Annotated in this window: 15 protein-coding genes; 8 read left to right on the forward strand and 7 right to left on the reverse strand. The window is 71.3% G+C overall.

Annotated features, from left to right (window positions below; genetic code table 11):
- Positions 1-63: 63 nt before the first annotated feature.
- The 5 genes from AB0B89_RS07905 (at position 64) to AB0B89_RS07925 (ending at position 3,924) form a co-directional block, all read left to right on the forward strand.
- Positions 64-897: a helix-turn-helix transcriptional regulator gene (locus AB0B89_RS07905; protein WP_358549766.1), complete on the forward strand. Its 834-nt coding sequence runs from the start codon at positions 64-66 to the stop codon at positions 895-897.
- The gene (locus AB0B89_RS07910; protein WP_358549768.1) at positions 888-1,097 is read left to right on the forward strand and encodes a DUF397 domain-containing protein; all 210 of its coding nucleotides are present in this window, start codon (positions 888-890) and stop codon (positions 1,095-1,097) included. Before AB0B89_RS07905 ends, AB0B89_RS07910 begins: the two co-directional genes overlap by 10 nt.
- 102 nt (positions 1,098-1,199) lie before the next feature.
- On the forward strand, positions 1,200-2,183 hold the full coding sequence (locus AB0B89_RS07915; protein ID WP_358549770.1) for a sulfotransferase: 984 nt from the start codon (positions 1,200-1,202) through the stop codon (positions 2,181-2,183).
- Entirely contained in the window at positions 2,180-3,091 is a 912-nt protein-coding gene (locus AB0B89_RS07920; RefSeq protein WP_358549772.1) for a glycosyltransferase, read from the forward strand. The genes AB0B89_RS07915 and AB0B89_RS07920 overlap by 4 nt, the downstream gene beginning before the upstream one ends.
- Complete coding sequence (locus AB0B89_RS07925) at positions 3,091-3,924, forward strand: WecB/TagA/CpsF family glycosyltransferase (protein WP_358549774.1); 834 nt, start codon at positions 3,091-3,093, stop codon at positions 3,922-3,924. The genes AB0B89_RS07920 and AB0B89_RS07925 overlap by 1 nt, the downstream gene beginning before the upstream one ends.
- Positions 3,925-4,075: 151 nt before the next feature.
- On the opposite strand, the gene AB0B89_RS07930 is transcribed toward AB0B89_RS07925, so the two are convergent.
- Genes AB0B89_RS07930 through AB0B89_RS07955 form a run of 6 tightly spaced genes read right to left on the reverse strand, consistent with a single transcriptional unit; the run spans position 4,076 to position 11,045 of the window.
- Entirely contained in the window at positions 4,076-5,095 is a 1,020-nt protein-coding gene (locus AB0B89_RS07930) for a sulfotransferase (RefSeq protein ID WP_358549776.1), read from the reverse strand.
- Positions 5,092-6,561 carry a polysaccharide biosynthesis C-terminal domain-containing protein gene (locus tag AB0B89_RS07935; protein ID WP_358549778.1) on the reverse strand — a complete coding sequence of 490 codons (1,470 nt, stop codon included), beginning with the start codon at positions 6,559-6,561 and terminating at the stop codon, positions 5,092-5,094. The genes AB0B89_RS07930 and AB0B89_RS07935 overlap by 4 nt, the downstream gene beginning before the upstream one ends.
- On the reverse strand, positions 6,558-7,415 hold the full coding sequence (locus AB0B89_RS07940) for a sulfotransferase (RefSeq protein ID WP_358549780.1): 858 nt from the start codon (positions 7,413-7,415) through the stop codon (positions 6,558-6,560). Before AB0B89_RS07940 ends, AB0B89_RS07935 begins: the two co-directional genes overlap by 4 nt.
- Positions 7,412-8,443, reverse strand: a complete 1,032-nt coding sequence (locus AB0B89_RS07945; RefSeq protein WP_358549782.1) for a hypothetical protein — start codon at positions 8,441-8,443, stop codon at positions 7,412-7,414. Before AB0B89_RS07945 ends, AB0B89_RS07940 begins: the two co-directional genes overlap by 4 nt.
- Positions 8,440-9,732, reverse strand: coding sequence for a hypothetical protein (locus AB0B89_RS07950; RefSeq protein WP_358549784.1), 1,293 nt, complete (start codon positions 9,730-9,732; stop codon positions 8,440-8,442). Before AB0B89_RS07950 ends, AB0B89_RS07945 begins: the two co-directional genes overlap by 4 nt.
- 56 nt (positions 9,733-9,788) lie before the next feature.
- Entirely contained in the window at positions 9,789-11,045 is a 1,257-nt protein-coding gene (locus tag AB0B89_RS07955) for a Wzz/FepE/Etk N-terminal domain-containing protein (protein ID WP_358549786.1), read from the reverse strand.
- Between the two features lie 340 nt (positions 11,046-11,385).
- On the opposite strand from AB0B89_RS07955, the gene AB0B89_RS07960 reads away from it, so the two are divergent.
- A complete protein-coding gene (locus AB0B89_RS07960) occupies positions 11,386-12,444 on the forward strand; it encodes a glycosyl hydrolase (protein ID WP_358549788.1) in 1,059 nt (352 codons plus the stop codon).
- 30 nt (positions 12,445-12,474) lie between these two features.
- Here the strand turns inward: AB0B89_RS07960 and cysC are convergent, their stop codons facing one another.
- Complete coding sequence (gene cysC / locus AB0B89_RS07965; RefSeq protein WP_358549800.1) at positions 12,475-13,716, reverse strand: adenylyl-sulfate kinase; 1,242 nt, start codon at positions 13,714-13,716, stop codon at positions 12,475-12,477.
- A 207-nt stretch (positions 13,717-13,923) separates the two neighbouring features.
- Here cysC and AB0B89_RS07970 point away from each other — a divergent pair, with 207 nt between their 5' ends.
- Together AB0B89_RS07970 and AB0B89_RS07975 are read left to right on the forward strand one after the other, a co-directional pair.
- A complete protein-coding gene (locus AB0B89_RS07970; protein ID WP_358549790.1) occupies positions 13,924-14,454 on the forward strand; it encodes a SigE family RNA polymerase sigma factor in 531 nt (176 codons plus the stop codon).
- A partial coding sequence (locus AB0B89_RS07975) for a hypothetical protein (protein ID WP_358549792.1) occupies positions 14,451-14,664 on the forward strand: 214 nt, incomplete at its 3' end. The genes AB0B89_RS07970 and AB0B89_RS07975, both read left to right, overlap by 4 nt.

Genomic DNA, 14,664 nt, shown 5'->3' on the forward strand with positions numbered 1-14,664 from the left:
CTTTGTGAATGCCCAGCATGATGGCCGTGACGCGGTATCAGGCGGCACGAGAGGAGCCCGGAGATGACGGTAAGCCTGGAGCCGGATCCGTCCATATCCCCGCGTATTCAGTTCGGGACAGAACTACGTAAATTCCGACTTTCCGCAGGTTTCTCCCAGCGGAAACTCTGTGATGCGATCCACGTGTCGATCAGCCAGCTCAGCATGATCGAGAACGGTCACCGGGCGCCGACCATGGACCTGGCCCGCCAGGTGGACGAAACCTTGGGACTGGGAACGACGCTCACCGGCCTCCTCGACCGCCTGAACCGCGCGGCGGCCCAGCTTCCCCGCTGGTTCCGCCCCTGGCTCGACTTCGAACGCGAAGCCGAGGCCCTGCGAATATGGGCGCCGTTGATAGTTCCCGGTCTCCTGCAGACCGAGGACTACGCGCGAGCCATCCTGAGCCGCAAGCCCGGCATCACTGTCGAGGAGGTCGAGGAGCAGGTCACGGCCAGAATGGATCGGCAAAGCATTCTGAGACGGCCGATGCCGCCGATGCTCTGGGTCATCCTGGATGAGAGCATTCTCCACCGGCCCATCGCCGGACCGGAGGTCATGAAGGGCCAGTTCGAGCACCTGCTAGAGAGCGGTGAAAACCGTCGTATATCCCTTCAGGTGCTTCCCTACCGGGCGTGTAGCGTGGTTGGGTTGCTGGGCGGATTCGTCATCGCCGAAATGCCCAAAGGTGCACCTCCGGCGGCCTACATCGACTCACAAAGCACGCAAGACCGAGTGAGCGACAGATCCGAGGAAGTGAAAGGCCTGGCATTCCTGCACAACATGATCGGCCCGGACGCCCTGCCTCGGCGAGCTTCGCTTGAAATGATCAAGGAGACGATACGGAGATGGACTTGATCCAGGAACTTCGCGACGCCCAGTGGCACAAGTCCAGTTTCTCCGGTCACGACGGAAGCGACTGCGTCGAGGTTGCCCCCCTGGCCGACGGCCGCCGGGCCGTACGCGACAGCAAGGACCGCAACGGCCCCGCCCTCGTCTTCACCCCTGTGGAGTGGACTACCTTCCTTGACCACGTGAAGACCCTCCACTCCGTCTGACCCAGGACATCGGGTAGATCCTTTACTGTTTCAGCACCCGGTGATTACTCTCCGCGATAATGTCGGCACGTTTCGTGTTGACCGTCCCGGGGGGCCGTGCCAGTGGCTGTTCGTGTGATCTTCATAGGTGGGCTGGGGCGCAGTGGCACGACCCTGCTGGAGCGATTGCTCGGCGAGGTGCCCGGCATCGCACCTCTCGGTGAGCTGGTGCATCTGTGGGAGCGTGGGGTCACCGCCCGTGAGCCGTGCGGGTGCGGGGAGGCGTTCACCGCCTGTCCCTTCTGGCGCAGGGTCGGCATCCGGGCGTTCGGAGGATGGTCGCCCGGCCTGGCCGACCGCGTGCTCACCCTGCGCCACAGGGTCGACCGCACCCGCCACATCCCCTCCATGGCGGCGCGGCAGTGCCGCGTCGGCCTCAGCGGGTACACCCGGGCCTACTCCCGGGTCTACGAGGCGGCGGCGCAGATCGCCGCGTGTCCCGTGGTGGTCGACTCCAGCAAGCACGCGTCCCTGGCCTTCTGCCTGAGCACATCCCCGGTCGTCGATCTGAGCGTCGTCCACGTGGTCCGAGATCCGCGCGCGGTCGCCTACTCCTGGCGTCGGCGGGTCAGAAGACCCGAGGACGGCACCCCGATGACCCGCTGGAGACCCCTCCGCACCTCCGTTCACTGGGTAGTGCAGAACCTCGCTTTCGAGCTGCTCGCCCGCCGGGGCGGCACCGTGATCCGCATCCGGTACGAAGACCTGCTGGCCGACCCCCACGCGGTCCTGTCCGCCCTGCTGGTCCGGCTGGGGTTCGGCCAGGCCGACGGCGGTGGGCTGGCGTTCCTCCGTCCCGGTCTGGCCGAGCTGTCGGTGGCGCACACCTGCGCCGGCAATCCGATGCGGTTCACCGCCGGGTCCCTTGAGCTCACCAGAGACGACTCCTGGTGCGACAGCCTGTCCCGCCGTCACCGATGGCTGGTCACCGCGCTGACCTGGCCGCTGATGATCCAGTACGGCTACCGCGTACGCGATCGGCGGGCACCGGAGGCGGCTCCCTCCCCGCTGCTCGCGGCAGGGCTTCCCGCCTCGGAGTGCAGATGAGCCCGACCGTCGGTGTGGTCGTCCCCACGCGAGGAGACCGTCCCGGCCTCCTCCGGGCCGCGCTGCGTGCGGTGCTGGGCCAGCGTCATCCGGGCGGCGTCGACGTCGTCGTGGTGGTCGACGGCGGCCCCGTGGAGCCGGTGGTCGCGCAGGTGGCCGGGGTCGTCACCGAGGCACCGGGGAGGGTCCGCGTCCTGCCGAACCGTTTCAGCCCCGGGCTGCCCGGAGCCCGCAACACCGGCATCGCCGCGCTCGCCACCGACCTGGTGGCCTTCTGCGACGACGACGACCTGTGGCTGCCGGGCAAGCTCGCCGCCCAGCTCGCCGCGCTCGCCGCCGACCCGGCCGCCGAGTTCGCCGGCTGCGCCATCGAGGTCGAGTACGACTCGCGGCGCGTCGCCCGGCTCGCCGGCACGAGCCAGGTCACCACGCGGCACCTCACCCGCTCGCGCATGGTGATGGTCCACTCCTCCACGTTCCTGTTCAGGCACGGGTCCGTCTGGCCGGACGAGAGCGCCCCCGCCGGGCAGAACGAAGACTGGGACCTCGCCCTCCGCGCCGCCGGTCGCCACCCCCTGGCGTACGTCGACCGTCCGCTGGTGCGGGTCCGCTGGGGAGCTTCCGCGTTCGTGGCGCGGTGGGCCGACCGCATCGCGGGCCTTGAGTGGATGCTCGCCCGGCACCCCTACCTGGCCGCCGACCCGCGCGGCGCCGCGCGGATCTACGGGCAGCTCGCCTTCCACAATGCCGCGCTGGGCCGCCGCCGTGAGGCGGGCCGCTGGGCCGCTCGCGCGTTCGCCGCCCGCTGGGGGGAGCCCCGCGTCCCGATCGCGCTGGCCGTCGCGCTCGGCATCGTGCCGGCCCGCGTGGTGCTCAGCGCACTGCACACCCGAGGGCATGGAATCTGATGGCACCTCGGACACAGACCCGTGAGGGCGCCGCGCCGGCGATCATCGGGAGCCGCCCCCGAGTGACGGTCGCGGGCGTCGAGGTCGACGCTCTCACGGAGGGGGAGGTGGTAGGCCACGTGGTCGCCGCCCTCGCGCGGGGGGAAGGCGGACACGTGGTCACCCCCAACGTCGACATCTGCCGCGCCTGCTCGCACGACCCCGAGGTACGGGCGCTGGTGGCGGCCGCCGACCTCGCCGTGCCCGACGGTATGCCGCTGGTGTGGGCGTCCAGGCTGCTCGGCACGCCCGTGCCCGAGCGCATCACCGGAGCCGATCTGATCTGGTCGCTGTCGGAGGCGGCGGCGTCCTATGATCTCCCGGTCTACCTGCTCGGCGGGCCTCCGGGGGTGGCCGTACGCGCGTCCGAGGTACTGGCCGACCGCTATCCCGGCCTGCGGGTGGCGGGGGTCATCTCCCCTCCGCAGGGGTTCGAGACCTCGGAGGAGGGCCTGATGGCCGTTCGTGAGGTTCTGTTCGTGGCGCGTCCCCGCCTGGTGTTCGTCGGGCTCGGCTTCCCCAAACAGGACCGCCTGATCGCCGCCCTGCGCGACGATCTGCCCGGGGCCTGGTTCGTCGGCTGCGGCGCGGCGATCGCCTTCACCGCGGGATCGGTCCGGCGGGCCCCCGAGTGGATGCGACGCTCCGGCCTCGAATGGCTGTTCCGCCTCGCCTGCGAGCCCGGCCGGCTCGCGCGCCGCTACCTCGTCGACGACCTGCCCTTCGCGCTCCGCCTGCTCACTGTCTGCCTGCTGAAGCGCCTGATCAAGAGCGCGATGTCGCCTTCGGCGTGATCACGCGACGCTTCGGGTCCGTCCTTCGACGTACGCGGGTGCGGGTCGGTCCTCAACCTCCGTGGGCGTAGGTCGGCTCCTCAACGTACGCGGGTGCAGGTCGGCTCGAAGTGGAGGCTCCGGGTCACGCCGTCCTCCGACAAAGATCGCTTTATGGGGAGCGGGTCAGGTGGCGGATGCGGGTGATCTCCTCGGGGGTGAGCTGATCACGATAACGGTCCAGGGCCTGGCGCGAGTCCATGGGCCGGTAGGCGGTGCGTGACAGGCCCGACCAGGCGAAGCCGCCGTCCTCCGTGCCGCGCGGCGGGCCGCCTCCGTTCGAGCCGTCCGCCGGGACGTGTCTCGTCCCCGCCGCGTCCGTCCGGCCGTCTCCCGCCGTGCAGGCCCGCTCGATCCGCCTTTCGGCCGAGGCGGACCAGGTGAGCCCGCACCACTCGTACAGATCCCGGTAGCCCGTAACCGGGTCGGTGGCGAGGTGCTCGTAGCGGGCCAGGCGGATGGACGGGTGCCGTCCGGCCAGCGTCTCGGCGACGGACCGCGCCACCCGCCACAGGGCGGCGGCCTTGGCGAGGCGGTCCTGCGAGCCGACGAGCGGGCGGAGCGCATCGACGGACGGGTGGTCGCGCACCAGGAGCGGCTGTTCGAGCAGTTCGTGGAAGTAGACGGTCCACCCGAGCCGCTGCCAGCTCGCCACGAAGGACACAGGTTCGCGCACCAGCAGGACCACGCGGCAGCCCAGGCGCTCGGCGAACCAGCCCGCCGAGAACAGCGCGAACGGGTCGTCCAGCAGCGCCCGGCGCCCCAGCAGCCTGCCCAGCGTGAAGGCGGCGGCGTTCTTCGCCAGGCGTGCGAGGTCGCCGGGCGACCTGTTGCGGCGCAACTCGGCGGCGTAGCGGTAGCGCAGGGCCACGGTGTCGGCGAAGGCGCGCAGCCAGGGCCCCTCGTTGTCGCGGCAGATGTACTGGAACCGGTGGCTCACCGTGGCGTTGAGGATTCCGGGAGAGCGGCCGGGCGGGCGCTGCGGGTTGAGCGGCTCGTTGACGTAGATCACCTCGCCACCGGCGGCGAGCATCTTCCCGGCCCAGCTCGTGCCGCTCCTCGGCAGCCCGGTGACCAGAATGGGCCCGCTGCCTCTCACCGGGATGGGCACCGGGATGGGCCCGTCGTTCACGTGGCCTCCTCGACGCGCGAGGGCCGCAGGGAGGGCAGGCTGTGGACGCCGAACGGGCGCAGCTCGTACAGGCGGGCGATCTGGAGCAGGGGGAGCACGTTCTTGGCGAGGACCCCGCCCGACCAGCCGAGAACGGCGCCGAAAGCGCCGTGGGCGGGCACCAGGAGGACGTCGAGGGCGACGGTCACCGCGATCGCGCCGAGGATGTTCATCATGCTGGAAGCGGTGTGCCCGGCGGCGATCAGCACGACGTCGACCATGCCGCAGGAGGTGGCCAGCATCATGGTCGCGGCGAGCACGGCCGCCACGGCGGCCCCGTGCCGGTAGCCGTCGCCGAACACCCGCAGCAGCCATGGCGCGAGCGCCGCGTACGCCAGCCACAGGGGCCAGGTCAGGACGACCAGCCACATCGTGGTCGTCTGGTACAGCTTGCGGGCGAGGGAGAGATCACCCTCCGCCAGGGCGCGTACGAGCCGTGGTTGCACGGCCTGGGCGAGCCCCTGGTTGACGAGCTGGCCGACCACCTTGAACCGCGTGGCGGCGGTGTACAGCGCGGCCTCCTCCGGCCCGGCGAGCATCGCCACGATCACGATGTCGAGCCGCTGGAACACGGCCTGGACCGCGCCGCCGAGCGCACGGGGCGCCGCGTAACGCCAGAACTCGCCCGCCGTTCCCGAGACGTACGGCCCGGAGGGCACCCGCCGGCGTAACCAGAGGGCGCTCAGTACCAGCACGGGCAGCGCGGGCACGGCCCAGGCGGCGGGGAGCGTCCAACTCAGGCCGGAGGCCGCGCCCGTCAGGGCCAGGCCTCCCACGAGGACGAACTGCGCCCCTGGCTGGAGCACCCCGCTCAGCAGCGCGGTCGGGCGCATCGAACCGAGACCACGGGTCGCGGAGACCAGGACGTCGGCGCAGACGATCACAGGAAGCGCCACCGCGAGCGTCCGAATCGCCGCGCCGAGCATGACCGTGACCGCGCCGGACCCGGCCATGACCCCGCCGGACCCGGCCGTGACCGAGTCCGGGCCGGGTGCGGCTGTGACCGCGCCGGACACCGCCGGGGCCGGGTTCGGTAGGAGGACCGCTGTGATCGCGTCTCCCCAAACGATCACGATGATCGCCGTGAGGATGGACAGCACGATGACGGGTGCCAGCGCCGCACGGAAATATCGGGAAATGTCCTGCTCGCCGTGCCTGCGGGACCGGGCGATGAAGTAGATCAGCCCGTTGCCCGAGTCCAGCCGGAGGATTCCGGCGACCATCAGGCAGAGCGTCGTCGCGGTGAAGACGGCGCCCGCCGTGCCCGTGTCGAGGCCACGGGTCAGGGCCACCACGATCAGGAACTGCGACCCCGCGTTGACGACCGCCCCGGCGAGCCCCGCCATACCCCCCTTGACCAGCGAACCAGCCCCACCGGCCACCGGGCCCGGGACCTCTGGTGAGGAGATCGCACCGTCGCCGGTCATCTGCGCCAGGAGGGGTCGCCGCCCAGCCAGGGGCGGAGTCGCTCGTCCCACGGGGCGAAGTGGTCGGACAGGGAGTCTCGCAGCGAGGCCGGCATGTCGGCGGGCCGGGGGCGGGCGTTGTGGCGCTCGAAGACCGGGTCGTCGAGGCGGGGGAGCCCGAGGAACTCCAGCACCTCGTCGTACACGCACTCAGGCGAGGTGAAGAACCGCCCGCTGTCGATCACCAGGATCCGGTCCCGGCCGACCAGAGGCTCCAGCCGGTCGAGTTGCTCGGCGTACCGGCCGCGGGCGAGGTAGGCGTGGTGGCGGTGGGCGTGGCTCAGCGCGTACGGGTGCTCACACAGCCGCTCCGCCTCCCCGGCCAACCGGTGGGGCTCCAGCTCGATCGCGCGCTCGAACGCCGGCTCGGTCTCGAAGCCGCGTGCCACCTCGTGCGCGTGAGCCGAGTAGGCCCGTTCGACCGGATCGCGGACCAGCACGATCAGCTTCGCCCCCGGCAGGTCACGGGTGATCCGGGAGGCCGCCAGCGGGTGGAACATGTAGTACGGCGAAGATTCGAAGGCGAGCGGGCGTATGCCGTACCTGCGCTCAAGGCGGTGGGCCGTGGCCTTCAGCGGGAAGTGCGCGCGGTACCACGACAGCCCCTTGCCGTACGCCGTGTCGAAGTAGTGGACGCCCTTGCGGAGCACCGGTTTGAGCATCAGGGGATGCTGCGAGAGAGCACGGTAGAGGGAGGTCGTGCCGCTGCGTTGCGCACCGACGATCATGAACGTCGGGAGGAGGCGCCCGCTGACGGTCAGCCGCCCCGCCGTATGGGAGACGACGTGCGCGGACATCTTCACAGTGCGGTTCATGGCAGGACCTCCTGGTGATCGACGAGGGGATTGAGCCATTGGGAGGGAGGCCCGAGCGGCTGGTGACCGTCCCGCTCATACCGGTCGGTCAGGGCGATCAGGTAGCGGACCGCCGTCTTTCTCGCCTGGGCCGCCGACACCCCGAAGGGCGCGAGCGTCCGTACGGCCTGCGCCAGGCACGCCTCGGCGGCGACCGGGGGTGACATCCGTCGCAGCGCCCTCTGGAAGAAGAGGTGGAGTGCGTCGAAGCCCAGGGGCACGCCGGTGGCGAAGCGTTCCCAGTCCCAGACGAGCAGGCGGCCGTCGGGAGAGGGCGCCATGTTCCACGGGGAGAAGTCGCCGTGCCAGGCGTGATCGCCGCCTCCGCCCGGCTCCGGCGAAAGGCTCGGTGGACCCTGGCACGGGTCCCGCCGGCCGGCTCCCGCGTGGTCCGCGCGCGCCAAGCCCAGCGCGGCGATCTCCGCGACCGTGCGGTCGAGCAGAGCCGGAGAGACGCGGCCGCCTCTCACCGGCAGGGGGGAAAGGACCAGCACCTCCAGGCCGTTCCAGATGCCGTGGTGCAAGACGGTGGGGCTCACCACGACCTCCAGGGGCGTGGCCGCCAGCAGTCCAAGCGTCGCGCTCTCGTGCCGGATCAGCGCCCGCGATCGGTCGGTGTCGCCGATCTTGACGAAGGCGAGCGGCTCCCCGGTGGCTCCGTGGATCTCCAGGACGGGTTTGCGGTTGGCGCGCAGGGCCGGTCGTACGTAGGAGGTGGCCCTGACAGGCTCCCCGAGCACCTCGCTGAGGTGACCCTCGATCGTGCCGGGCCCGTGGGGAAGGAGCCGCCGCCCCGGCAACCATCGCGACCGGGGCACGAGGCGGCGCGGCAGGAACCTGCTCGGAACCAGGGCGTACGCGGTGTAGGAGGCGTGCCCTGCGGAACCCCGGCTGGGAACGGGACCGGAGGCGGGGTCCGAGGGCGGAGGGGGGTAGAGCTGGGGGAGCACCTCGTCGAGGTAGTGGAGGCGGGCGCGGTAGTCCCTCATGGGCGTGCCTCCACCGCCGGAGCTCCGGCGCTCCGGCCGTTGCGCCAGAGCAGCGCGAACGAGATCAGATAGAGGCTCAGCGCGGTAACCAGGCCGTCGTAGACGAACATGTAGAGCAGCACGAGGATCATCACGAGCGTGCCGGCCTGGCCGATCGGCGTGCGGTCGCGCCAGAAGCGGCGGATGGCTCCCGTGAAGAACGCGACATACAGCGCCGCCCCGGTGAAGCCCTGAGTGATCAGCAGCAGCCAGATCTGCCCGTCGCTCCCCAGCGGGGGATGGCCGCACTCGGCGCACCAGCCGGTCCTGCCCGTGGTGATCGTCTGGTAGTTGCCGAAGGCGTTGCGGGTGTTGCCGTACCCGATGATCGGGGAGTGGGTGGCCGCCTCCAGCGTGCTCGCGACCGTGAACGCCCTGATGGCATTGCTGTGCGGGCTTTCCAGGCGCTGGGCCACGATGGTGTTGAGCGGACCGGCGGCGAACACGAGCGCCGCCGCCGCGAGGGCCGTGCCGATCGCGAGCCCCGTGCGCGGACGGGCGCGCATGAGGACGTACGCGACGGCGACGGCGAGGCCGATCCACAGGCCCCGGTTGAGCGAGTAGACGATCGGGATCGTGGCCAGCCCGGCCACGGCCACGCACACCACCCGTCGCACCGGCCCCCCATAGGTCCACCAGCCGACGACGAACCAGATCAGCAGCACGGAGATGTTGCTGCCCCAGGCGTTGGCCCACTCGAACGGCGCCTCAGGGCGCGGCGAGGCGTGCCCGAGGACGTGCTGGACCTGGGCCGCGGTCGGGTGGATCAGGTTGCGGACGAAGGAGTTGCCGCTGATCCAGTCGGGGAGGAGCATCTCTAGGGGCGAGGTGAACTCGAAGCGCGGGGCGACCACGCCGAGCAGCCCTCCGGCCACCGTGGTCACGAACAGCACGCCGAGCATGGCCACCAGCGTGCGCTGAGGCAGCTCGCGATCGGTGAGGTTGCCCAGGTAGAGCACCATGATCAGCAGGGCGACGTAGAGGGCGAGCCGCATGACGTAGCCGAGGACGCGGCCGGTGCCGAGCTCGCCGTACGTGCCGGGAGGCGTGTCGCCGAGCATGAGCGCGCTCACGAGGTAGCCCGCGAGGAGCAGCATCCACAGGCCCATGCCCTTGGGGACCGTGATCGGCCGCCGCTTCCAGAGCACGAACGCCATGGGCACCGCGACGACGATGATCGACAGCCCGCCGAAGCCGAGGGCCCACCAGATGGGGTATCCGACCAGAAGCGCGGCGATCGGCCAGGTCACGGGGGGAGGCATCTTCACGACGCCCGTGCCGTGGGATCGGTGGGACGGCGGCAGGTTCACGACGCCCGTGCCGTGGGGTCGGTCGGATGGCGGCGGCCATGACCGTGGTGGGACTCGCCACGCGGGAGCGAGGCGGGCGTGGTCAGCAGGATCACGCCCAGCGCCGCCGTGTCCGTGCGCCGGAGCTGCCGTACGGCCTGGGCGAGCTGTTTGGAGCGCGCCGCGCGGCTCTCGACCACCAGCAGGGCGGCGTCGGCGCGTGCCGCCTGGTCGGTGCGCACCCAGATCGGCGCGAGGCCGGTGAGCGCCACCCGCAGGTCGTCGGCGATGGGCTCGGGGTCGGTGCCCGGCGACACCCCCCGTACGAGCAGCTCGCCGCCGTCGCGCAGGTGCCGTGCCACGGCGATGGCGAGCTCGCGCAGCTCACGGGCGTTCTCGCCCTCGCAAAGGACGGGGAGCCCGGTGAGGCGCTCGACGTCGGCCGCGGTTCTGAGCCGGGTGTCGAAGCGGTCGCGGACCATGGCGGCCCCGGCTCCGGCCAGCAGGCCGAGGAACAGCCCGCTGCCGAGGTAGAGCGACGGGCTCGGCTGTGCGGGCGAGGCGGGCGGGCGGGCGTCGCTGATGACGCTGCCCGGGGTGATCGCGATGGTCCTGAGGGCGTCGTACTTCACGGTGAGGTTGTAGACCTGCTTGCTCAGGACGTTCTGCCGCTGGGCGGCGATGGTGCGCGCCGCCGAGCCCGGCGCCGTGCGGGGCAGGCCGGTGACGGTCGTGCCGAGCGCCGCGTCGACCTCGCGCAGCTTCCCGGCGAGCACCTTGAGCTGGGCGTCGAGCGCGCGCTTGGCCGTCGCCTCGCGGTTGGCGAGGTACGCCTTCGCGAACGCCTCGGCGCCAGCGGCTGCTGTGACCGGGTCACGGGCGGTGTACGACACGGCCAGCACCGCGGAGTTGGGCGGCACGGTCACCGTGACCTGGTCCCTGAGCGTGTCGGGGTCCTTGACCTTCAGGGCGCGCGCGGCCCGGGAGGCGACGACGGCCGAGCGGGCGACCTGGGCCTCGGTGTCGAGGTTGAGCGGCTCGCGCTGGCGCTGGCTCGTCTGGTTCGTCTGGTCCTGGACGCCGGTGGAGGACACGAGCACCTCGGCGGTCGCCGTGTAGGACGGCGGGGTCATTGCGAGGACGATGCCGCCGCAGCAGAGGCCGGCGAGCAGGAATCCGGCGAGCGCGACCCTGCGCCGCAGCAGCATCGAGCCGAACTCGGCGAACTCGCGCCCGGTGGCCGGGCCGGGGACTGAGGACGCCGGGTGGCTCATGGAAACGGCAGACCTCTCAATGCGGGATTGTTATGCATATCTGTCCCTATAAGTCGCGTGTGTTGCTCGGAGTCGTCGCCATGGACGCCGACCCCCTGGAACAGATGCTGTGAACTATAGGCACAACCCAAGATTCCTCGATCGCATACAGGCGTTTTTGAGGGTGGTGGATCCGCCCAGCCGGCGCACATAACCGGATATTTCCATAATTAGGAAGCCGCAGCTCGGCGCCGGGTATCCAGTTTCCGGCGGCCCGGCGCCGATTAGTGGGAAGGTGAATACCAGCCTTCAGGAGAATTGATTAGAAGGGGGTTTGACCGCCTTGCGCAAACTGACGGGGATGTGGGTTTTCGGCATGGGGATCGCCACCGGCTGCGGGCTGATCGTTTACGCCGTGTCGTCGGTGAGGCCGCACGAGGAGGTCGCGACCGGAGACCGCGCGCCCGCCGTCGCCATGACGGTCCCGAGCGGTGCCCCCGGCTGCGTCGCGACGGCCAAGCTCATCCCGAGTTGCGGCGCGTGGTGGGGCATGGCCCCCGACGTCTTCGGCGGCCGGCCACCGTCACTGGCCATCGCCGCCGCCGAGGAGCGCATGGGCCGCAGGGCCGACATCGTGCACGTGTACCACCGGGGCGGGGACCCGTTCCCCACGCCCGAGGAGCGGCAGCTCGCCAAGAAGCGGCTCCTGCTGATCAACTGGAAGCCGTCCGTCCACGACACCTGGGCCGAGATCGCCGACGGCGCGATCGACGCCCGCATCGACAGGGTCGCCGAGAGGATCAAGCGAAGGCTGCGCGTCCGGTTCTTCCTCACCGTCCACCACGAGCCCGAGAACGACGTGCGCGCGCACCCCGGGTCGGGGATGACCGCGGAGGACTACGCCGCGATGTACCGCCACGTGGTGCTGCGCCTGCGCGAGCGCGGCGTCAGGAACGCCGTCATGGTCATGACCTACATGGGCGCGCCCAACTGGGCGACCAAGCCGTGGTTCGAGCACCTCTACCCCGGTGACGACGTCGTCGACTGGATCGGCCTCGACCCGTACGCCGACCGCCGGGTGACCGACTTCGCCAACCTGGTCGACAAGACCCGTGGCGACCACGCGAGCTGGCCGGGGTTCTACCGCTGGACGCAGTTGCGCTTCCCCGGCAAGCCGATCATGGTGGCCGAGTGGGGGGCGTTCGAGCGGCACGACGACCCCGGGTTCAAGGTGACGTTCTTCAACTCGGTGCGCCGCCAGATCCGGGGATACCCGCAGATCAAGGCACTGGTCTACTTCGACTCGCCGCGCGCGCCGCGTGGCGACACGCGCTTCGACTCGACCGTGCCCGCCGCGCGCGCGTTCACCGAGCTGGCACGCGCGCCGTACTTCAGCTCGACACCGGTCCCCGACCACTGAGCCCCCGCCGCGCGGAGGAGGCCCGAGCCATCAGCGGATCCAGCCGCCCGAGCCGAGCACGCTCATCACGGAGTCGACGGCCCTCTCGATCGGCATGCCGGTCGTGTCGAGGGTCAGTTCGGCGTCCTCGGGCTCCTCGTACGGGTCGGAGATGCCGGTGAACTCCGGGATGAGCCCGGCCCGCGCCTTGGCGTACAACCCCTTGCGGTCGCGGCGCTCGCACTCCTCCAGCGGCGTGGCCACGTGTACCAGCACGAAGTCGGCTCCCACGGCCTCGACCATGTGGCGCACCTCGTCGCGCGTCGCCGCGTACGGGGCGATGGGGGCGCAGATGGCGAGTCCGCCGTGCCGGGCGACCTCGGCGGCGACGAAGCCGATCCTGCGGATGTTCAGGTCGCGGTCCTGCTTGGAGAACGTCAGACCCGCCGTGAGCAGGCGCCGCACCACGTCGCCGTCCAGGTACGTGACGGTACGGCTGCCGCGTTCGAGCAGCGCGTCGTGCAGGCCGCGGGCGATCGTGGACTTGCCCGACCCCGACAGGCCGGTGAAGAAGACCACCAGGCCGCGCCGGTGCGGGGGACCGGGCAGGGTGATGGGCTCCGGCCCCGCCAGGTGCTCGTCGGCGCCGTAGGCGGTGGCGACGTGCTCGCGGAGCTCCAGGTCGATCTCGGGCTCGCGGGGGGCGAGGGGGACCACGGCGACCTGGGTGCCGGACGGAAGCCTGTCGCGTGCCTTGAGCGCCGCGCGTACGACCGCGGGGCCGCCCTCGCCGAAGGCCAGGGGGAGCAGCAGGATCGTCGCGTCCAGCTCGCGGGCCGTGGCGGTGATCTCGTCCAGGTCGTCCAGGGGGCCCCGCATGGTGACGGCGAGGACGGAGCGGCCGCCCAGCTCGGCGCGGACCTGGGACGGGGAACGCCGGAGGCGTGCGAAGGGGCCGTGCTCCGACGCGCCCAGCGACTTCACCGGGCCCGCCACCAGGCCGTCGGCCGTGCGCTCGGTCACGGTGAGCGAGGCGAGCGCGGCGCCCTCAGGGTCGCGCAGCGTGAGCTCCTGCCCGGCGGACACGGGGTGGTCGTGCGGCAGCGTCAGCGTGACGGGATCCGGCCAGGGCGTGCCGTCGGCCAGGGTCCCGTTCTCGACGACCGAGTCGACGTCGGCCGAGCCGAGGAAGCCCGTGAGGGGGTCGAAGGCGCCGGAGAGCAGCAACTCCAGGTCGGCGAGCTCGCGGGCGTCGGGCACCCACTCGGGGGTCCACTCGGGGTTCGCCGTCATCTGCTCCACATTTCCCACTGGGCCAGGATATTTACGGTTGGTGGGGGAAGCCTGGCCTGCCTCGTCCCGCGCGGCACCCTACCTTTCCCGGAAGCCGCACCGGGAAGCCGCACCGGGAAGCCGTTCCGGGAAGCCGTGAGATCGGGAGGCATAGCGAAGCGGAGCCGGCGGCGTCCTAGAGGCTGACATCGACCCTTGGAGGTGATCGTGGACGTTGCCGAGGAGCGACGTTTCCGCGAGTTCGTGTCGGCGCGCTCGCCGGCGCTCATGAGGCTAGGGTTCCTGCTCACGGGCGGGGACCAGTACGCGGCCGAAGACCTGCTTCAGACGGTCCTGGCCAGGACCGCCGCCCGGTGGGCCCGTATCGACGAGCCCGAGGCGTATGTGCGGCGCGCGATGTACCGCCAGCAGGTGAGCTGGTGGCGCCTGGCCTCCCGGCGGCGGGAGACCGTGATGGCCGAGACCCCTGACGTCGTGGGACGCGACGACACGCACGCGGCCGACCTGAAGCTCGTCCTGCGCGGCGCGCTGGCCCGGCTCACCGCGCGGCAGCGTGCCGTGCTGGTGCTCCGTTACTTCGAGGACCTCCCCGAGGCCGAGGTGGCGCGCATCATGGGCTGCTCGGTCGGGACGGTCCGCAGCACGGCCCACCGTTCGCTCGCCCGGCTGCGCTCCGTCTCGCCCGAACTCGCCCCCTTCCGCCTGCCCGACCGCCCTTTTGAGGAGGCCACCTCGTGAAGTTGGAAACCCTGCTGCCGCGGACGTTCCGGGACTGGGCCGAGGAGGCCCGGGTCCCCCATGATCTCGCCGACCGGGCCCTGCGGGGGCGGCCCCGGCGCCCGATGACCACCGTGTCGTTCGCCGCGGGGGCGACCGCCGCCGTCGTGGTCGCGGGCATGCTCGTTCCCAGGCTGATCCCCTCGGAGGCGCCGGGGGGCGGTGTGGCCC

The organism is Sphaerisporangium sp. NPDC049002, assembly GCF_040649355.1.
In the GTDB taxonomy this organism is placed as follows: Bacteria; Actinomycetota; Actinomycetes; order Streptosporangiales; family Streptosporangiaceae; genus Sphaerisporangium.